17 protein-coding genes are annotated in these 18,740 nt (G+C 68.6%); 5 read left to right on the top strand and 12 right to left on the bottom strand.

The features are described from left to right. A partial coding sequence (locus VKA86_09475) for a radical SAM protein (GenBank protein HKK71434.1) occupies positions 1-534 on the bottom strand: 534 nt, incomplete at its 3' end. After that, on the bottom strand, positions 531-1,589 hold the full coding sequence (gene hemE, locus VKA86_09470; protein ID HKK71433.1) for a uroporphyrinogen decarboxylase: 1,059 nt from the start codon (positions 1,587-1,589) through the stop codon (positions 531-533). The genes hemE and VKA86_09475, both read right to left, overlap by 4 nt. Positions 1,590-1,963: 374 nt before the next feature. On the opposite strand from hemE, the gene VKA86_09465 reads away from it, so the two are divergent. Beyond that, positions 1,964-3,466, top strand: coding sequence for an endonuclease/exonuclease/phosphatase family protein (locus VKA86_09465; protein ID HKK71432.1), 1,503 nt, complete (start codon positions 1,964-1,966; stop codon positions 3,464-3,466). A 43-nt stretch (positions 3,467-3,509) separates the two neighbouring features. Here the strand turns inward: VKA86_09465 and VKA86_09460 are convergent, their stop codons facing one another. Then, positions 3,510-6,152 (bottom strand): S49 family peptidase, encoded by a 2,643-nt coding sequence (locus tag VKA86_09460; protein ID HKK71431.1) that lies wholly within the window; start codon positions 6,150-6,152, stop codon positions 3,510-3,512. A gap of 160 nt (positions 6,153-6,312) precedes the next feature. Here VKA86_09460 and VKA86_09455 point away from each other — a divergent pair, with 160 nt between their 5' ends. The 4 genes from VKA86_09455 to VKA86_09440 all read left to right on the top strand — a co-directional run bounded on the left by VKA86_09455 (position 6,313) and on the right by VKA86_09440 (position 9,978). Then, positions 6,313-6,882 (top strand): TlpA disulfide reductase family protein, encoded by a 570-nt coding sequence (locus tag VKA86_09455; GenBank protein ID HKK71430.1) that lies wholly within the window; start codon positions 6,313-6,315, stop codon positions 6,880-6,882. A 254-nt stretch (positions 6,883-7,136) separates the two neighbouring features. Further along, positions 7,137-7,706, top strand: a complete 570-nt coding sequence (locus VKA86_09450; GenBank protein ID HKK71429.1) for an adenylyl-sulfate kinase — start codon at positions 7,137-7,139, stop codon at positions 7,704-7,706. Next, complete coding sequence (locus VKA86_09445; protein ID HKK71428.1) at positions 7,703-8,758, top strand: hypothetical protein; 1,056 nt, start codon at positions 7,703-7,705, stop codon at positions 8,756-8,758. Before VKA86_09450 ends, VKA86_09445 begins: the two co-directional genes overlap by 4 nt. Before the next feature lie 248 nt (positions 8,759-9,006). Then, positions 9,007-9,978, top strand: coding sequence for a hypothetical protein (locus tag VKA86_09440; GenBank protein HKK71427.1), 972 nt, complete (start codon positions 9,007-9,009; stop codon positions 9,976-9,978). Positions 9,979-10,201: 223 nt separating this feature from the next. Here VKA86_09440 and VKA86_09435 read toward each other — a convergent pair whose 3' ends face one another. The 9 genes from VKA86_09435 to VKA86_09395 form a co-directional block, all read right to left on the bottom strand. Beyond that, positions 10,202-11,263 carry a cyclopropane-fatty-acyl-phospholipid synthase family protein gene (locus VKA86_09435; protein HKK71426.1) on the bottom strand — a complete coding sequence of 354 codons (1,062 nt, stop codon included), beginning with the start codon at positions 11,261-11,263 and terminating at the stop codon, positions 10,202-10,204. Next, entirely contained in the window at positions 11,260-12,069 is an 810-nt protein-coding gene (locus tag VKA86_09430; GenBank protein HKK71425.1) for a DUF1295 domain-containing protein, read from the bottom strand. Before VKA86_09430 ends, VKA86_09435 begins: the two co-directional genes overlap by 4 nt. A gap of 3 nt (positions 12,070-12,072) precedes the next feature. Further along, positions 12,073-13,344 carry a cyclopropane-fatty-acyl-phospholipid synthase family protein gene (locus VKA86_09425; protein ID HKK71424.1) on the bottom strand — a complete coding sequence of 424 codons (1,272 nt, stop codon included), beginning with the start codon at positions 13,342-13,344 and terminating at the stop codon, positions 12,073-12,075. Beyond that, complete coding sequence (locus VKA86_09420; GenBank protein HKK71423.1) at positions 13,341-14,159, bottom strand: DUF1365 domain-containing protein; 819 nt, start codon at positions 14,157-14,159, stop codon at positions 13,341-13,343. The genes VKA86_09425 and VKA86_09420 overlap by 4 nt, the downstream gene beginning before the upstream one ends. Next, positions 14,156-15,421, bottom strand: a complete 1,266-nt coding sequence (locus VKA86_09415) for an FAD-dependent oxidoreductase (protein HKK71422.1) — start codon at positions 15,419-15,421, stop codon at positions 14,156-14,158. The genes VKA86_09420 and VKA86_09415 overlap by 4 nt, the downstream gene beginning before the upstream one ends. Beyond that, entirely contained in the window at positions 15,418-15,942 is a 525-nt protein-coding gene (locus VKA86_09410) for an SRPBCC family protein (protein HKK71421.1), read from the bottom strand. The genes VKA86_09415 and VKA86_09410 overlap by 4 nt, the downstream gene beginning before the upstream one ends. A gap of 244 nt (positions 15,943-16,186) precedes the next feature. Beyond that, complete coding sequence (locus VKA86_09405) at positions 16,187-17,698, bottom strand: TolC family protein (protein HKK71420.1); 1,512 nt, start codon at positions 17,696-17,698, stop codon at positions 16,187-16,189. Between the two features lie 7 nt (positions 17,699-17,705). Then, a complete protein-coding gene (gene tsaA, locus VKA86_09400; protein ID HKK71419.1) occupies positions 17,706-18,194 on the bottom strand; it encodes a tRNA (N6-threonylcarbamoyladenosine(37)-N6)-methyltransferase TrmO in 489 nt (162 codons plus the stop codon). 4 nt (positions 18,195-18,198) lie between these two features. Further along, positions 18,199-18,740, bottom strand: a 542-nt coding sequence (locus VKA86_09395; GenBank protein ID HKK71418.1) for an FtsX-like permease family protein, incomplete at its 5' end; no start/stop codon positions are given.

The raw sequence follows: 18,740 nt of genomic DNA, 5'->3' as shown, positions 1-18,740 counted from the left end.
GATCCGGTTGAAGCCGATCTTCCGCAGGGTGCGCACGTGGTCCTCGGTGGTGACCACCGGGTCGACCTCGATCGACAGCTCGGCGTCGGGCAGGAACTCGAAACGCTCCTTCAGCCAGCCGATCATGCGCTCGAGCTGGGCGGGCTGCAGATACGTCGGCGTGCCCCCGCCGAGGTGCAACTGGCTCACCCGCCGGCGCGCGCCGAGCTCCTTCACGTGCAGCGTGATCTCCTGGTCGAGCGCGTCGAGATAGGGTTCACTGACCTTGTCGCGCGGGGCGATCACCACGTTGCATCCGCAGTACAGACACCGCTCGGCGCAGAAGGGGACATGGACGTACAGGGACAACGGAGGGGCCGTTCCCGCGTCGTCGGCCGCAGCGTAGCGACGGAGGGCGTCGCGCATGTCTTCGGGTCCCATCTCGCGCCAGGCGGGCGCGGTGGGATAGCTCGTGTAGCGCGGGCCGGCGCGGTCGTACTTCGCCAGCAGTTCCTCGGTCCCTTCGGGCAGCGCGCGTCGGACCTCGGAAGTCATCGCGATTCCCCCTCTGCGGCGGGCGCCATCGACTTCACGGCGTCGACGAACGCGGCGACGTTCTCGAGTGGGGTCGGCGGGGTCACACCGTGTCCCAGGTTGCAGATGTAGCCCGGTCGTCCGCCGAGCGACTCGATCATGGAACGCGTTCGCGTGCGCACGGTTTCCGGATCGGTCAACAGGAGCATGGGGTCGAGGTTGCCCTGGATGCCGATGTCGGCCGGAATGGTCGCGGCGACCTGATCGAGCGGCATGCGCCAGTCGACGCCGACGATCGAGCATCCCGAGCCGGCCTGCGCCGGCAGCAGCGCCGGATTGCCGTTCACGTAGTAGATGATCGGCGCGCCGGTCTCGGCCGTGACGCGCTCGAAGATCCTGCGCGCATAGGGCAACGCGAAGGTCTCGAAGTCCTGCGGATGCAGCAGCCCGCCCCAGGTGTCGAAGAGCTGCACCGCGTCGGCCCCCGAACGCACCTGCTCGACCAGGTACGCCCCGATCTGCTCGGTGAGCATCGAGAGGATCTCGTCGGCCAGCTTCGGGTTCGTCCACATGAGCGACTTGGTCTTGGGAAAGAGCTTCGAGCCCTCGCCCTCGACCAGGTAGCAGAACAGCGTGAACGGCGCGCCGGCGAAGCCGAGCAGGGCCTTCGACGCGTCGAGCTGCTCGCGCACGCCGGCCAGCGCGTCGTGGATCCACGGCAGGTCCTTGCGCGCGTCCACGACCTTCAACCGGGCCAGGGCCTCGGGGGTGTCGAAGGGTTCGTCCAGGCGCGGCGGCCCCCCGCCGAATCCGAAGTCCGCACCCATGGGGATGCAGGGAACGAGGATGTCGGAGAAGATGATCGCGGCGTCGAAATCGTAGCGCCGGATCGGCTGCATGGTGACCTCGACCGCCAGGTCGGGCTGATGGCAGAGATCCAGGAAGCTCGCGGTCTCGCGCACGGCCCGGTACTCGGGCAGGTAGCGCCCCGCCTGCCGCATCATCCACACGGGGGGACGCGGCGTCGTCTCGCGCCGCGCGGCGCGCAGGAACAGGCAATCCTTGTCGGTATTCATCGGAAGGCCCCGGATGTCTTGGTCGGCGCGAGGCGCGCGTTGGTTCGGGGCGCGCGCAGGCCGGAGCAGGGGGATCGAAGCTGCAGACTAGGTCCCGCGAGGGCGACGGTCAAGGTGGCAGCACAAGTTCACTACACACCCAAGAGCTTGCCATTGCGCAGGATACGGCCGTGAGCCCAGCCGGTGCGCCCCTCGGTGCGGCGGCCCGGGGCCGGGCCCGCCGATCCCGGCGCGATACGGGAAGCGTTGCCGGCGCCGGCGGTCCCCCATAGCATCCTCGCTCGGGCACCGTTGCTGGAGACCGGAGGGGACGCCGCCCGCATCGCCGGCATGGACCACCGCGCCGTGAGCGGGGCGGAGGAAGAAGGAGGGCCGTGAGGACGTCGTTCCTGCTGCTCGCGCTGATCACGTTGATCGCTGGCCCACCCGTGGCCGAGGCCACGGGCTGGCGCCTCGACGGCCGCCTCGACGACTGGCCCGCCGACGCCCTCCACGTCTCCGACCCCACCGGAGACCCGCGGCACGCCGCCGCCGGTGGACGACCGGGACGGGACATCACCGCGCTCCTCGCGCGCGTCGACGCGTCGTTCCTGCACGTCGGGCTCCGATTCTCGACCGTCGAGAACGGGGACGAGGAGCCCGGACTGCTCCTCGTGATCGACGCCGACCGTGATGTCGACACCGGCCGGCGCGTCGGCCGCCTCGGCGCCGAAGTGGTGTGGGACATCGGAGACCGGACGGGGGAACTGCACGTCGACGGATACGAACCCCCGCTCGGCGACGACACGACACTCCGCGACTTCCTGGGCGTGCTGGTGGCACCGACCGTGACGGCCTCCACGCTCGAGGTCACGATTCCCCGCGGCCTCGATCGTCACGACCTCTTCGCGGGCCGCGCGATCCACCTGGCGATCGTCGACGAACGCAGCCGCGACCGTGCTCCCGACGACGGCTCGTTCACCCTGGTCTGGCCCGAAGACCGCGAGCCGATCACCCCGATCCCCCTCGAGCGCGCAGCACGGACCGACCTCCGGTTGGTGTCCTGGAACATCCAGGACGACGGCCTCTTCGAGACCGGCGACGTCGCGCGCCAGGCGGCACTACGACGCGTGCTGACCACGATCGATCCGGACGTCTGGGTCTTCGCCGAGGTCTGGGACCACGACGGCGAGCAGGTGCGCGTGCGACTGGGTGCGCTCCTCGACCGCGACCTGTCCGGTTGGCACCCCGCCCGCGAGGACGGCGGCAACGTGATCCTCAGCCGGTATCCCGTTCTCCGCGCGTGGTCGGTGATCGGCGACGTCGACGAGACCGAGGAAGACCACCGGATCACCGCAGCCCTCCTCGACACGCCCGAGCGCGACGTCCTGGTGATGGCGAACCACTGGCGCTGCTGCGACGCCGACTCGATGCGACAGATCGAGGCCGACGGTGTGATCCGCTTCCTGCGCGACGCGCGGACGCCCGGCGGACGGATCGAGCTCGACGATCGCACCCCGTTCGTCCTGGCCGGCGATTTCAACCTCGTGGGCGAACGCCAGCAACTCGACACGGTCATGACCGGCGACGTGAGTGACGAAAACCGCTTCGGCCCCGACTCCCCTCCCGACTGGGACGGCACCCCGCTCCGCGACGTGCCGCTGCGCCACGTCGAGCAGCCCTTCCTCCACACCTGGGACGTCCGGGGCTCGCGCTTCGGACCCGGCCGCCTCGACTGGGTCTTCGTGAGCGACTCGGTGGTCGACACCCCACGGCACTACGTGCTCGACACGGGACGGATGTCGGAGGAGACCCTCCGCGCAGCGGGCCTCGAACGCGACGACACGCGGATCGCCAGCGATCACTTCCCGCTGGTGGTCGACCTGCACTGGAAGTGAGGCCGACCCCCGGAGTGATACATGGTCCGCGACCGCGGCGCGTTCATCGGGAGCGCGCGTCGCGATCGACGTTCAGTTCGTAGGGTTCCATGATCGCGCGCGGCTGCGTGGGTGCCGACAGCAGATGCAGGAGGTAGAGTCGCGCCGGACCCGACAACGATTCCCACTGCGCGGGGGCGACGATCCGGGCGAGACCCGCGGGCAACTCGACCGCGGCCGCCGGATCGGCTTCGGCCGGCATCGGGCGCACCAGCTCGTCGCCCGTGAACCAGGCCGCCAGACGGATCGGGAGCAGGTTCGGCCGGAAGAGATCGGGCGGCAGGAAGCCGAGCTCCGGTCCCTCGACGAGCTGCACGCGGTCGTCGGCGTCCAGACCCGCCGCCTGTTTGGCCATGATGATCGCCGACCACATCCCGGCGACCTCGTCGACCAGGCCGATGTCCTCGCCGTCGGTACCGCTCCAGATCCGTCCCTGGGCGATCTCCTCGACTTCCTGCGGGGTCATGCCGCGGCCCTCGGCGACCTTCTCCACGAAGTCGTCGTAGAACTCGAGGATCAGGTCCCGGATCCGGGCTCGCTCCTCGTCGGTGGCCGGACGATGCGGGATCGAGAGACCGACGAGCGGAAGCGACGGACCGTCGAACAGATCGGCTCCGCTCCCGCGTTGCACGTGGTCGTAGTCGATCCCGAGGCGCTCGGCGATGCCGTCGTCGTAGACGTGGGCACCGATCACGCCGATCGAGCCGGTGATCGTGAAGGGCGAGGCGACGATCGCGTCTCCGTCCATCGAGATCCAGTATCCGCCCGAACCGGCGACCCGGCCCTGGCTCACGATGATCGGCTTGACGTCCTTGGTCTTGCGGATCTCGCGCGCGACGAGTTCGCTGGCCAGACCGTCGCCACCGGGAGAGTCGGCGCGGAGCACGATGGCGGCCACCCCCGGGTCCTCCCGCTTCGCGCGCAGCCACTCGCTGAGCTCGCGGGCGCGGATCCCCGAGTCCATCTGCGTGGGACCGATGGCGTAGGCCACCGCGATCCGCGGCGCCTCGCCCCACTCCTCGCTCCGCCAGACGGGATCACCGAAGGTCGCACCGAGCAGGGCGACGTCGTCGTCCACGCCCGGGCGCCTCCGCGCTTCCTGCTTGTTCTGCCGGAGATCGGACAGGGTTCCGAGCATGTCGACCAGGCCGAGTTCCTCGGCCTCGCGCGGGATCACATTGCCCTTCTCGTCGACGATCCGCTCGAGTTCCTCGATCGACAGTCCACGGGCGTGGGCGATCGGCGTGAGCATGTCGCGCCAGAAGCTGTCGAGGACGGCCCGCAACTGCTCCTCGGCGCCGTCGCTGAAGGAGTCGCGCGCGAAGCCCTCGAGGGCGCTCTTGTACTCGAAGAAACGCCACTCGTCGAAACCGATGCCGGCCTTCTCGAGCATGTCGGCGTAGTAACTGCGGCCGATGTTCAGGCCGATCATGTCGATCCCTCCCTGGGGATCGAGCCACAACTCGTCGGCCACGGTCGCCATCATGTACGACGGCAGCGTCAACCGATCGGCGTACACCAGGACCTTCTTGCCATTGGCGCGCAGGCCGGCGAGCTGCTTGCGCAGCTCCCAGTGCAGGGCCACGTTCATCTGCACGCCCGAGAGATTCAGGATGACGCCGTCGGTCCTCGGGTTCTCGGCGATCGAGTCGATACGCCGCAGCAGCTCCACGAAGCGCGTGCGGTCGTCGAACCACCCGTAGTGCCGATAGGTCACGGGACCCTTCAGCGAGATCTCCGGGTAGATGCCCTCGCCCGGACCACCACCCGGCCAGGCGTCGCGCAGGTCGGGACCGGGCGCGAATTCGACCGCGTAGGTGGTGGCCACGTGGTCGCCGTCGTCGTCGATCCGATAGCGGGCCGAGGGACGGAAGGTGTCGAAACCGAGGTTCACGCGGAAACCCATGAAGCCCTCGTCGTCGGCGCGGAAGCCGACCTTCAATCCGGCGATCGGCTGGACCTCGACGCCGTAGCCGACGAGGGTCTCGTCGTAGTCGAAGCTGAGCCACGATCCGCTCTGGTCGTACCAACCCAGGAAGTCGGCGAAGAAGGTCACCCGCGGACCGAAGGGACGCAGTCCCAGATCGACCTGATCGAGCGACTGCGAGAGGTCGAAGTCGTAGACGGTGTTGATCCCGAGTGAGCCCCACGAACTCCGGTAGATCGCACCGTTCACCCAGCGGCGCGAGTCCCCGAGCAGGTTCCGATCGCCACGGTCCCAGGTGAGACTCGTGCCCACCGACGTGCTCTTGTCGCCGAGGCTCAGACCGAGGGTGTACTCGGTCTTGCTGGCGTCGTAGAGCTGCCCTCCGGTCAGCGGTACGTCGTCCACCGAGCGGTGTCGCACCGCGAAACCCAGGTACCGCAACGAAGCCACACCGATCCAGTCGTCGACCGAAGTGTCGTTCTCGAAGTCCTCCCATCCGAAGTAGACACCACCCCGACCCTGCACCGCCCAGGCGGCCGGGTTGATCCGGCCCGCGGCCACGCTCCGGGAGGCACCCGGTGCGTCGACCAGGCGGCTGATCTCGTCGCGGTAGAGGTTCAGGAGATCGAACTCGGTCTGCGCCGGGGCCTCGGCCGGGGCCAGCACGACGAGAGCGACGAGGACGACGAGGGCCGGGCGGAAGCGGAACCGATCGCGCATCGTTGTCTCCGGGATGGGGACTGGAGCCGACGCCACGCGAGGGAACGCCGGCGGAGCGGCGATGGTAAACCCCGCGCGGGTGCTTGGAAAGACGGGCCTACGCAGGACCGGAAGACGGGGTTACCCTGTTGCTCGAGGTCGTTCCCCGGAGGTCGGATCCATGCGCTCGAACTGGTCGTTGCGGATCTCGCTGGTGCTCGTGGTGCTGGCCCTGGTCGCGCTCCTCGCACCCCGCTCGTGGATCGAGGGGCTCACCACGACGGCGAACGGGGAAGCCACGGAGGACACCGCGACGGTCACGCCTTCCGAGCTGGTGTTCGTCGATCTCGACGGGGGGGAGCACCGCCTCGCCGACGCCCTGGAGCGTGGGCCCGTGATCCTGGACTTCTGGGCCACGTGGTGCGCGCCCTGCAAGAAGGCCATGCCCGCCTACGACGCCCTCCGCGCGGAGTACGCCGATCGGGGCGTGCAATTGTGGGCGGTGAGCTGGGACTCCGAACGCATGGTCGATCGGATCGAGCCCTGGTTCGAGGACAAGGGATTCACCTTCCCGGCGTTGCGCGATCCCGACCGCGCCGGAGGCGAGGCCCTCGGCGTCCGGGTCCTCCCCACCACCTTCCTGATCGCCCCCGACGGGACCATCGCCTGGCGTCACCAGGGATACGCCGACGGCGACGAACGGGACCTCGAGGACGCCGTGCTCCGCGTCCTCGGACAGACCTCCGGCTGATCCCGCGGGATCGCACGGTTCCCGTTCACCCCCGGCCGACGCGCCGGCCATTTTCCGGACACGGACCCCGCGACGCGGCGAGGGGCGGCAAGTCCTGCCCCTCGACTCGCCCCCGCAACCCACGACACCACAGCCGTTTGGGGAAATCCTCCAGGATCGGGGGAAGGTCCTGCCCCACCGGCGCCGGTCTTGCTCGGCACCGCGTCACCCGGCTTCGATGCGACATCCAAGGCTGCGACCCAGGCAGGCTTCCCATGGTTCTCTGGTTGGTCGGACTGTCCGGTGCCGGCAAGTCCAGCATCGCCCGCGTCCTCGTCGACCTCTGGAAACGACAACGACCGCAGACGGTTCTCCTGGACGGCGACGACCTGCGGGCAGCCGTCGACGGTCGCACCGCCGAGCTGTCGTTCACACGGGAAGCCCGCTCGCGACGCGAGACCCGCACCGCGGATCTCTGCGCCGTGCTCGAGAGGCAGGGATTCGACGTGATCTGCGCCCTGAACTCGATCGAGCAGTCCGTCCGCGACCGGAACCGCCGTTGCTTCGACCGCTACTTCGAAGTCTACGTGTCCACCCCGCTCGACGTGTGCCTCACGCGGGACCGCGAGCAGCACTATCTGGCCGCGCTCCGTGGCGAACGCGACGACGTGGTGGGCCTGGATCTGGACTACGAGGCTCCGCGCTCCCCGGACATGATCGTGGACAACGGTCATCCGGCAGCCGAACCCGCCCTGATCGCGCGCCACATCGCCGGCGCCGCGCAGCGCAAACTCGTTCCGCAGGAAGCGAGCGTCATCGCCGCTCGCAAGGAGGCGTTCGCGTGAACTCCCCCCGCATGCTGTTCTGGTTGGGCCCGGGGATCGACGATCGCGGCACGTGGCGCGCCGTCGTCGCCGCCGGCCGGGGCCAGGTGCTCGAGCCCGAGCGTACCGAGACACTCGTGACCGGCGCCCACGACCGGACCGATCCTCCATCCCTGGCCGAGGCCACGCGCGGTCTCGTGTGCCGCGACGGCCGTGTCGCCGGCGCTCAGGTCCGCCGCCATCTACGAGCCCTGATCGGTGCCGACGGCTTCGTCGTGCAGGTGGTGCGCGAACCGATCGCAGCGCTGGCGGCCGAGCTCCGTCGTCAGCAGGCCGCGGCCATGGTCCGCCGCTGGAAGTCCCCCGGCAACGCCGGCAGCACCGAGCTGCACGTGACGCCTCGCATGACGGCCGAACGGATCCTGCCGCGCCTGGCCTACGGCCGCCGCGGTCAAGCCTTCACCCCCTCACGGGGACGACGCGTGGTCCTGGACCGCGACGAACTCTCCGACGCACGGGCGCATCGACTCCGCGCTCCGGTGAACGACTGGTTCGCACACCTGGACGCCCGCGTGGACTGGAGCTCGATCGGGCCGGGAACGGACGGCGACGCGACCGAGATCCTCCTGGGCCTGGCCCGTGGGCCCGTCGACATCGAGGGCGCGCGCGTGCCGGTCGAACTGCTCCCGAGCGCCGACCTGGCCCTGAGCACCGATCGTGTCCCCCTCGCCCGGATCCCGTCGATCGCGGCCCGCGTGGGGTTCCCGATCGAGAACACGCCCCTCGTGCTCACCGCACCGGCCGATCGGCTGGCCCAGCTGCCACGCGGTCTACGACACGCCTTGACAGAGACGGGGGTCGTTCAGCATCAGTTGGAGGAGGACCTCATGCCCCGATGGATCGATCGGACCGAGCAGATCCACCGGGAACTCTCGCTCGAGCCCGTGGTCAGCCCGTCTCTCGCCGCAAAGATCCGACGCGCGCTGCGCACCGACCTCGACGAGATCTTCGCCCTGCGACCGACCCTCCGCACCCGCTGGGGTCTGATGCTCGAGCAGGCGTTCGCCTCCTGAGTGGACGACCGCCGGTCCAGGGCCGGGGTGTCCGCCCCCGGAACTTCCCTCCCGGGGATCACGGAGGCTCCGGCCCGCAGCGGGCCGGCCTCCGGCCGGATGCAACCCCCGGGGACGAGGGGGTTTTACCGATGGATGACGGCAGCGCGGGCGCGGATCGACGATCATCCCCGACATCGATCCTGCGCCGCGACGTCCTCCCGACGCCGGCCACGAACCTGCCCACAGCAGCCCGGGAGACCACGCTCATGTTCGTCGACGTGCGACCGCCCCGCCGAGCCACCGCTCGTGCGCTCGCGGTCGCCACGAGTTTCTGCACCCTGCTCCTGATCGGACCCGTCCCCCCTGCCGCCGCCGACTCGACCACGCTGACGATCCTCTACAATGGCGCCGTACGTGCCGAGATCGACGACTGTGGTTGCCCGTCGCGGCCACTGGGCGGGTTGGCCCGTCGCGCCGACGTGATCCGCGGCATCCGGTCCGAACGCCCCGATGCCCTGCTCCTCGACGCCGGCAGTCTCTTCGGCGACCCCACCCGGGACACCCTGGAGCAGAGCCGTTTCGTCGCGGCGGAGACCGCGACCATGGGCTACGAGATCGTCGGGATCGGCCCCTACGAGCTGGGCCACGGTGTGGACGCCGTCGGCCGGGTGGCCGCCTCCACCGGACTGGACTTCGTGAGCGCCAACGTGCAGCGGGGTGGAGATCTCGTCTTCGACCCCTACTCCGTGGTGGAGCGCGACGGCGTACGCATCGCCGTGACCAGCGTCGTCGATCCCGCGTACCTCGACGCGAGCTACGTGGTGAAGGCCGGGAACGTCGAGGCCGTCGATCCCGCCACCGCCATGCGGACGTGGCTTCCCGAGATGGACGCGAAGGCCGACGTGGTGGTGATCCTCACGAGCCTGAAGCGCAGCAACAGCCTGGCGTTGCTGCGCGAGCTCCACCAGGGCGGTTTCCAGCAGATGGACCTGATCGTCGACGGGATCCTCGACAACGCGCTGCCACGCCCCCGACAGTTCGGGCCCACCCGGATCGTGGCCGCCAACAGCCAGGGGAAGTTCGTCGGTCGGATCGACCTGGAGATCGAAGACGGCGAGGTGGTCGACGCCGAGAACACGATCCACTACCTCGACCTCGACCTGCCCGAAGCGGCCGACGTCACAACGCGGATCGAAGACTTCCGGGAGTCCTCCGGAACCGTCGCCGGCGGTCGCTGAGGCGCATCTCGTCTGCCGCCGAACGTACGAAGACCCCGGTCGCGCTCGCGGCCGGGGTCTTCGTTTCCGCACTCAGGGAAGCTGTCGACGGGGACCGGACGTGGTGACGCCGTGTCTCGTCACCGGGCGATTCGGGAGTCCGAACTCTGGATGCCGATCCTTCCCCCGATGTCCTTCGCCGACAACGACGAGTGTACCACGATCTCCGCCCGGGTCGGCGGGCTCAATCGCGCTTCTGCATGAGATAGTGCGACACGAGCCATTCGCGGCCCCCGTCGTAGCCGAACATCTCGGCACAGGCCATGAAGAAGATCCGCCATCGCGACCACCAGCGGACGACCTCGTCCTCTCCGTAGGTCTCGGCCAGAACGGGCACGATCTCGGCGCGCTGCGAATCCATGCGACGCAACCAGGCATTGCTGGTCTTCTCGTAGTGGGAGCCGGGCAATCGCCAGTGATCACGGACGACCAGATCGTTCTGGAAGCGCAGCATGAGGTCGTCGGCCGCCATGGTGCCCCCCGTGAAGAAGTAGCGCGCCATCCAGTCCCCGTCGTGCTTCACCTCGTAGTGATAGCTGTGCCGACGGTGCGTGAACATGTGCACGAAGAGCAGCCCGCCGCTCTTCAGCATCCCCGCGATCCGTCCGAGCAGCCGCTCGTAGTTCTTCATGTGCTCGAACATCTCGATACTGATCGCGCGGTCGAACTTCCGGTCGAGATCCAGACGATTCACGTCCTCGGTGATCACCTCGACGTTGTCGAGACCCCGTTCACGGGCCCGGCCCAGGATGAAGGCCCGCTGCGGGGCCGAATTGCTCACCGCCGTGATCCGGCTGTTGGGCATCGTCTCGGCCATGTACAACGTGAGCGACCCCCACCCGCACCCCAGCTCCAGGATGTCCTGACCGTCGACCATCTTCGCGCGCTCGAGGTACAGGTCGAGCATCGCCACCTCGCTGTCCTCGAGCGAGTCGACACCCGCGGGCCAGTACCCGGAGCTGTACTTCAGGCGCGGCCCCAGGACGCGTTCGAAGAATTCCGGCGGCAGTTCGTAGTGCTGCTCGTTGGCCTTGTCGGTGTGGATCGCGACCTCGCTCGCGCGCAGACCGTCGACGAAGGCACGCTCGAGCTCGTGCCGTTCCTCGACGCCCGGACCGCTCAGCTCGCGCAGTTTGCGGGCACAACGCCGGCGGATGCCGAGCCGGATCACCGGGTCGGGAACCATGTTCCGATCGAGCAGGGCCTCGACGGTGTTGGCGGACGCACTCGGCTGCACTGCGGTCATGGTCGTTCCTGTGGGGTTCGAGGGAACCAGGGGAAGAACGGGCTCGTCGTGCGCTGGTACTCGCGATAGTCGTCGCCGCGGCTGCGCAACGCCTGGGCCTCGGTCGGGGGAATCCCGGTGACGTGGTTGATCAACAGGTAGAGGATCAGCGGCGAGAGCCAGCCCAGCCAGCCTCCGGTCGCAGCGGTTCCGGCCGCGGCGAAGGAGCACCAGAGGATCCACTCGAAGAAGTAGTTGGGGTGCCGCGAGTACTTCCACAGCCCTTCGCGGCAGGTTCTCCCCTTCGAGTCGGGCCTCCGCTTGAAGCGCGCGAGCTGCCGATCGGCCAACGATTCACCGACGATGCCGGCGATCCACAGTCCGACGGCCGCGAAGTCGAACGCGGCGGGGAACGGCGCCGAGCTCGATGCCGCGTAGGCGAAGGGAAGCGACAGGACCACGGCCAGCGCGGCCTGCAGTTGGAAGAACCACAGGAAGTGCAGGTCGGCCCGGTCGCCCCAGATCTCGCGAAGACGGAGATAGCGGCCCTCTTCGGGCTGTCCGATCACGCGATCGACCCACAGGTGCCAGGCCAGGCGTCCACCCCAACTCCCCACCAGGACCGCGATCAACACCTCTCGCCCCGGCTCGCCCTCGTACAGGAAGGGATAGCCGATCCCCATCAACGCCAACGACGTGGCCCACCCGGCATCGACGATCCCGGCGTTGCGCGTGCGGAGCATGACGAGGTAAAGCACCAGCTGCAGCGCCGCCGCGCCGGCCAATCCGATGCCCAGAGGACCGAGTGTCGGGAGCGAGACGTCCACGCGTCAGACCCGCCCATACACCACGGGGCGGCGATCGAGCGGCTTGCCCGCCACGATCTGTTGCACGCCGATACGGCGTTCGGCGAACCCACCCTCGCAGTACTTGAAGTAGAACCGCCAGCGTCGAAGGAAGGCGTCGTCGAATCCCAGCGCGCGGATCCGATCGGCCGCGTCCTCGAAGCGGTCGTGCCAGTCGCTCAGGGTACGCGCGTAGTGGTCCCCGAAGTCCTCGACGTGCAGCAGTCGCAGGTCGGTACGCCGCTTCATGGCGTCCTGGATCACCTGGAGCGAGGGAATGAAACTGCCCGGGAACACGAACTTCTTGATGTAGTCGACGGAGCGTACGGCGGCGTCGTACACCCGGTCGTCGATCACGATGGCCTGCAGGAGCATGCGTCCATCGGGCTTCAGACGCTCGCCGCACACGCGAGCGAAGGTGTCGAGATGGTCGGCCCCCACGGCTTCGATCATCTCGATCGACACGAGCTTGTCGTAGTGGCCGTCGATCTCACGGTAGTCACACAGACGCACGTCGACACGACCCTCCAGCCCTTCGTCGTGCACGCGTCGGACGACCCAGGCGTACTGCTCCTCGCTGATGGTGATCGTGGTCACATGGCAGCCATAGTCACGGGCCGCCAGGATGGCGAATCCGCCCCAGCCGGTGCCGATCTCCAGTACCCGGTCGTCGGGGTTCAGATCGAGCTTCCGGCAGATCCGGTGCAGCTTGGCCACCGACGCTTCTTCCAGTGTCGACTCCGCACTCGGGTAGAAGGCCGCCGAGTACATCATGGTGGGATCGAGGAAGGTGGCGAAGAAGTCGTTGCCCAGGTCGTAGTGCTCGTGGATGTTGCGCCGCGAGCCCTCCATGGTGTTGCGACGGGCCCACAACCACGCGCGCTGCAGCGGTCTCGTCAACCAGGCCCAGCTGCTGCGCCAGGTGTTCAGCGTGGCACCGTTGCGCACGAACAGCCGGATCAGCCCACCCAGGTCGTCGCAGGTCCAGTGTTCCTCGATGAAGGCCCGGCCGACTCCGACCGTGCCCTCGAGCAGCATGGACGGATAGAACGACGGATCGTGGATGCGGACCTCGACGTGCAGCTCGCTGCCCTCGGGATCGGGCCCGAAGGCGTGGCGCTCGTCGTCCTCGACGATCTCCAGGCGTCCGTGCCGCATACCGCGCAGCACCCGGAAGAAGAGGTGGCGCGCCAATCGCTCGTCCGGACGGGCCGCGCGGGTGCGGGGCCGGCCCGGGGAATGGGTGACACTGGTCATGTCGTCCGACTCCGGGGGCCGTCGGCGGAGGCCACGGGACCGTCCGCGTGGTTTCGGTCGTTCTTCGGGTGCGAGAAGAAGGGCACGCGCTTGCGCCACAAGCGCAGGGCCTGCCAGTGGATCCCCACGACCACCTGCAAGGTCATCAATGGGTACCGCAGGAGGACGCGCAGCAGCCCCTTCCGGTCGAGAGGCCTGCGCTCGAGGCGGAGCGTGGCATCGAAGCGCCGTTCGCTGTCCTGGAAGTTCTCCATGTGCACCAGCAGCGAGTCCTCGGGCGGCGCGAAGAACCACCGGTAGCTCTGATCCATGGGCATGAAGGGAGAGACGTGGAAGTCCTTGTCGAACTCGTGCCACGAGCCCCGACGCGAGGTCTCGGGCGGTCGGACCACGTAGCAGTGGCGCTCGCGCCACGGTGTGTTCGTGATCTCCGCCAGCACGGCGGCCACGCGTTGGCCGTCGCGGTCGAAGCAGTAGTAGAAACTGACGGGATTGAAGACGTGGCCGAAGGTGCGCACGTGGGTGAGCAGGCGCACCGCACCGTCGGGCCGCTCTCCCGTCGCCGCCTCCACCCGATCGAGCACCGCCGACTTCAACGACACCACGTCGTCGGGCCGCGGGCGCTCGGGAAGGTAGTCCCGTGCGGCGAAACGCAACGGAGCGATCCCACGGACGGCCGCGAGCGGTGCCTTCGAGAGCACCGTCTCCACCTCGTCGAGGTCGAGGTACAGCATGGCGACGCCGTAGGCGAAGGAGTGGCCCACGGGAGCGAAGCGTCGATGGCGCACCCGTCCTTCGTAGATCGCGCTGGTCACGACGGCTCACCTCCGAGTCGGGCACCGAAGTCCTCACAGACCCGCAGGGCGCTGCGCACGCCGTCCTCGTGGAAGCCCCATCCCCAGTAGGCTCCGCAGAACCACGTGTGGTGGATGCCCGAGATCTCGTCGTAACGCTGCTGGGCCGCGACCCCGGCCGTGGTGTACTGCGGGTGTTCGTAGCGGAACCGTCGCAGGACCGATTCGTCGTCGACGAGATCGTGGTCGTTCAACGTGACGCAGTAGTCGCGCTCGGCCTGCAGACTCTGGAGCTGGTTCATGTGGTAGGTCACGGTGGCCGTGTCGATGGTGTCGCGGTCCGGGCGGACCCGGTAGTTCCAGCTCGACCAGGTCTTCGGTGTCCGTGGCAGGACCCGGGTGTCGGTGTGCAGGACCGTGTCGTTCACCGAATATGGGATCGCTCCCAGCACCTGGCGCTCGCTGTCGGTGGCGTCGTCGCCGAGGAGCCGCAGGGCCTGGTCGGAATGACAGGCCAGGATCGCGCGGTCGAATCGCGCGGCCTCGTGCCCGCGCGCCTTCACGGTCACCCCGTTCACGTCGCGGTCGACGGTCTCGACCGGCGTACCCAGGTGGATCTTCTCGCGGAACGGAGCCACCATCTTCTTCACGTACTCCCGACTACCGCCCTCGATCACGCGCCAGCCGGGACGGCCCTTCAGGTGCAGCATGCGATGGTTGTGCATGAACTGCACGAAGAACCGGGCGGGGAAGTCGTCCATCTGCCGCTCGCTGCACGACCAGAGAGCGGCCCCCATGGGCACGATGTGCTGCTCGACGAATCGTCGACCGTAGCCGTTCTGGCGCAGGTACTGGCCGAGTGTCCGCTGGTCGTCGCCCTCGAGCAGACCCGGAGCCTCGCGGTAGAACCGAAGCAGATCGTAGACCATGCGGTGGAACCCCGGCTTCAGCAGATTCCGCTTCTGCGCGTACACGTGGCCGAGAGAAGCCCCGGCGTACTCGGTGCCGTCGCGGTCGTCGCGCACCGAGAATCCCATACGGGTGGACCGCGATTCCACCCCGAGTTCCTCGAGCAGACGCACGAAGTTCGGGTAGTTGACCTCGTTGAACACGATGAACCCGGTGTCGACCGGGACCGTCCCCGTGGGATCCTCGACGTCGACGGTGTTCGTGTGGCCTCCGATGTGGTCGGCCGCCTCGAACACGGTCACTTCGTGGTCGCGATGCAGCAGGTGCGCGCACACCAGACCACTGATCCCCGCTCCCACGATCGCAATCCTCATGCGCCGTCGACCGCCCCGGGCCGGACGCCACCCACGGGGGCCTTCGTGCCGAGGAGCTCGGTGACGGGTGGCGTGACATCGCCGAACATCTCACCGATCACCCGCTGCCGGTGCTCGAAGATCGCGCGGAGCTGTGGCTCGAGGAACAGCTTGTTCGCCAGGTGACCGCCGATCGAGGCGTACTCGACGTGGTCCTCGACCCAGGTGGTGTCGCCGTCGGCGCGGAATGAGTGGGTGTGGTGCCACCGCGAGTAGGGCCCGCGGCGCTGCTCGTCGACGAAGCGGTGGGGCGGTTCCCACGTCGTGATCTCGCTCTGCCACCGCATCGGAATGCCCCGCAGGCGGATCCGGTAGTCGAGCAGCAACCCCACCCGCATCGCGGGATCGCCTGGCGTGAGGATCTCGAACCGCAGCCAGTCGGGGGTGATCACGCCGAGGTTCGCGGCCTTCGCGAAGAAGCCGAAGACTTCGTCGCGCGGGCGATCCAGATGCTGGCGGCTCCGCAAGTGGAAGATCGGCATGGATTCGGGCCTCCCGGCGTCGGGGCTCGCGGTCTCCTCGTCCGCGCACGGCCGACGCGATCACGCCTCGGCCGGAGCACGAGCAGCCGTCGCTCGCCACGATCCGGAGCAGCTCTCCTGTGCGGGATTTCCCCAGTGGGAAGACGCTGCGCGGCCGGAGCGAGGGGGACCGGGGTCATCCCGGAACGTCCGCGGCTCGTGAGTCCTTTCGTGACGGGCCGGTGCGCGGATGCGGAGCGCCCCCTCAGCCCTCGCCCACCAGACTCCGACGGTCCTCGAAGTCGAAGAGCGTCTGCCGGGCCAGATCGGCGAGGGCCAACCGCAGCTGGATGGAGGCGTCGAGCGTGGCCTGCCGTGCCTGCACGAGCCGATCACGATCGAGGGCGAGATCCTGGCTGGTGATCTCGCCGTTGTCGAAGCGTGCCCGGCTGATCTCGTAGCTGCGTTCGGCCACCGTCTCGCTCCGTTGGAGCACGTCGAGCCTCTGTCTCGACTCGCGGACACGGGCCAGCGTCGAACGCACGTCGCGGACCACCCGACGTCGGGCCTCGGCGGCGTCCAGCTCCTGCCGTTCGAGTGTCGCCTCGGCGGCCGCGACCTCCGCCGCGTTCACCCCCGAGTCCCACAGGGGAACGCTCAGGCTCAAGCTCACGCCGCGATTGTCCGGACGCTCGCGAAGATCGTCGAAACTCGAGTCGAGAAGGTCGGGGACCGATCCGCTGTCGCGCAGTGCGTCGTCGCTGATCCCACTGATGTCGTAGAAGCCGCGGAGTTCGCCGCGCACGGTGCGCCGAGCGTCGGTCTGCTTCAGCGTGATCTCGGCCAGGCGCTCGTCGATCCGTCCCTCCCGGATCTCGTTGCGGTGCTCGAGGGCGTGCTCCAGCGCGAAGTCCGGATCGATTTCGACCTCCGGCACGCTCACGCTCGCCCGGACCTCGACGGACTCCTCCATCGCCAGGCCGACGGTCAGCAAGAAGGAATCGCGCGCCCGCACCAGGGTGCCACGGGCCTGCAGCAGTTCGCTCTCGCTCCGGGCCAGGTCCACCTGCATCTGCAGGGCCTCGACCTCGGGAATCAGCCCCGCCTCGTACTTCCGCTGGGCCAGGTCGGAACTCTCGAGCTGCTGGTCGCGCGTGGACCGCGCGATCTCCAGCTGCTGCTGGGCGCGGAACAACGAGAAGAAGCCCTCGGTCACGCGGTAGATCACGTCGAGTTCGGTGCGCGTGAAGCGCATCCGGGCCCGGTCGAGTTCGAGCTCGGCGCGCTCGCGTCCGAGAGCCAGCTCGTTCGGGACGAAGAGTGGCTGGCTGATGCCCAGACGCATCGACGTGAAGAACCGGTTGTCCTCGAACTCGGTGTCCTCGACCTCGAGGAAGGTCTGCTGCTGCAACAGCCGCAGCGAACTGCTCAGAGTGATCAGACCGTCGGTGGGCAGCGGCTGGTTCAGACTCAGGCTCCCCTCCCACTCGAAGGCTTCGGTCTGTTCGAACACGCTCGGTTGCCCGGGCACCGGCTTCTCGAAGAAGCGTTGGTCGTAGCTGGGCGTCCGGAACTCGAGATCGGCGAAGCTCTTGAAGCGACCTCGTGCGGCCTCGGCGTTCTGCTCGGCACGGTAGAGGTCGAGCCGGAGCGTGCGGGCCTCGAAGCTGCGTTCGAGCGCGAGGTCGACCGCCTGGTCCAGCGTGAGGACGACCGCGTCGTCGGCCGCGACGACGGCGGGGATCAGCAACAGGGCGAACACGAGGTCTCGGATCATGGCGTGATCACTCGTCCGGGTGGAAGCGACCGTCGCTGCGCCGGTGCCGGGCGTCGCCGGACACCGTCTCCAGCCAGCCCAGGCGCAGGACGTCGCGCGCGTCGAAGTCGGGAACGAAGGGCTTGAGGTCGAGCACCGGCGTGCCGTCGAGCACGTCGACGCCCTCGACGAACAGGGTGCCGTTCTCGATGCGTTCGAGGTGCAGCACGGACAGCCCGATCGGATTCGGACGCCGCGGCGAGCGGGTCGCGAAGATCCCGTGCTGCTCGGTGTCGAGGTACGGCGTGACGATCAGCTCGTAGCCCTCGATCCGGTGCAGGTGGTAGAGCACGATCACGTGCGAGAAGCCGTCGAGGTCGCGGAGTCCGTCGCGGAAGCGCGGCTCGATCTCGATGGTCCCACGCACGCCCTTCGCCCCGCTCGGTTGCACCGGCATGCCGCGGGCCCGGGTGAACGGCGTGTGGAAGACTCCGATGGGTTCGTACTCGATGCTCATGCCATCACTCGTAACGGAGGCTCTCGATGGGATCCAGGCGCGCGGCATTGCGCGCCGGGACGAAGCCGAAGACCACGCCGACCATCACCGAGACCCCGAAGGCCAGCACCACGCCCGGCACCGAGATCGCCACCGGCCACCCGGCCGTGGCCGAGATCGCGGCGGTGAGCACGAAGCCCAGCCCGATGCCCAGCAGCCCGCCGAGCACCGACACCACCACGGCCTCGGTCAGGAACTGCGCGAGCACGTCGGCCTGCCGGGCGCCCACCGCGCGGCGGATGCCGATCTCGCGGGTCCGCTCGAGCACGCTGGCCAGCATGATGTTCATGATGCCGATCCCACCCACGAGCAGCGAGATCCCCGCGATCGTGCCCATGACCACGTTGAAGATCCGCTGCGTGCGCTGCTGCTGCCGCAGCAGGGCCTCGGGCACCACCAGGCGCACGTCGTCGACGTCGCGATGCCGGCGCAGCAGCACCCGTTCGATCAGGGCCGCGGTCTCGGCCACGTGCTCGGCACGGTCCACGCGCACCGTCAGGCGATGCA

Source organism: Candidatus Krumholzibacteriia bacterium (genome assembly GCA_035268685.1).
Classification (GTDB): Bacteria; Krumholzibacteriota; Krumholzibacteriia; order JAJRXK01; family JAJRXK01; genus JAJRXK01.
The sequence above is the reverse complement of the archived record's forward strand: the minus strand, read 5'-3'. Positions and strand labels throughout refer to the sequence as shown.

Excerpts from the sequence above, each read along its gene's own strand:
- hemE (HKK71433.1), bottom strand. The coding sequence starts at position 1,589 with ATGAATACCGACAAGGATTGCCTGTTCCTGCGCGCCGCGCGGCGCGAG.
- VKA86_09460 (HKK71431.1), bottom strand. The coding sequence starts at position 6,152 with ATGCGCGATCGGTTCCGCTTCCGCCCGGCCCTCGTCGTCCTCGTCGCT.
- VKA86_09435 (HKK71426.1), bottom strand. The coding sequence starts at position 11,263 with ATGACCGCAGTGCAGCCGAGTGCGTCCGCCAACACCGTCGAGGCCCTG.
- VKA86_09455 (HKK71430.1), top strand. The coding sequence starts at position 6,313 with ATGCGCTCGAACTGGTCGTTGCGGATCTCGCTGGTGCTCGTGGTGCTG.
- tsaA (HKK71419.1), bottom strand. The coding sequence starts at position 18,194 with ATGAGCATCGAGTACGAACCCATCGGAGTCTTCCACACGCCGTTCACC.
- VKA86_09425 (HKK71424.1), bottom strand. The coding sequence starts at position 13,344 with ATGACCAGTGTCACCCATTCCCCGGGCCGGCCCCGCACCCGCGCGGCC.
- VKA86_09415 (HKK71422.1), bottom strand. The coding sequence starts at position 15,421 with ATGAGGATTGCGATCGTGGGAGCGGGGATCAGTGGTCTGGTGTGCGCG.
- VKA86_09410 (HKK71421.1), bottom strand. The coding sequence starts at position 15,942 with ATGCCGATCTTCCACTTGCGGAGCCGCCAGCATCTGGATCGCCCGCGC.
- VKA86_09450 (HKK71429.1), top strand. The coding sequence starts at position 7,137 with ATGGTTCTCTGGTTGGTCGGACTGTCCGGTGCCGGCAAGTCCAGCATC.
- VKA86_09405 (HKK71420.1), bottom strand. The coding sequence starts at position 17,698 with ATGATCCGAGACCTCGTGTTCGCCCTGTTGCTGATCCCCGCCGTCGTC.
- VKA86_09440 (HKK71427.1), top strand. The coding sequence starts at position 9,007 with ATGTTCGTCGACGTGCGACCGCCCCGCCGAGCCACCGCTCGTGCGCTC.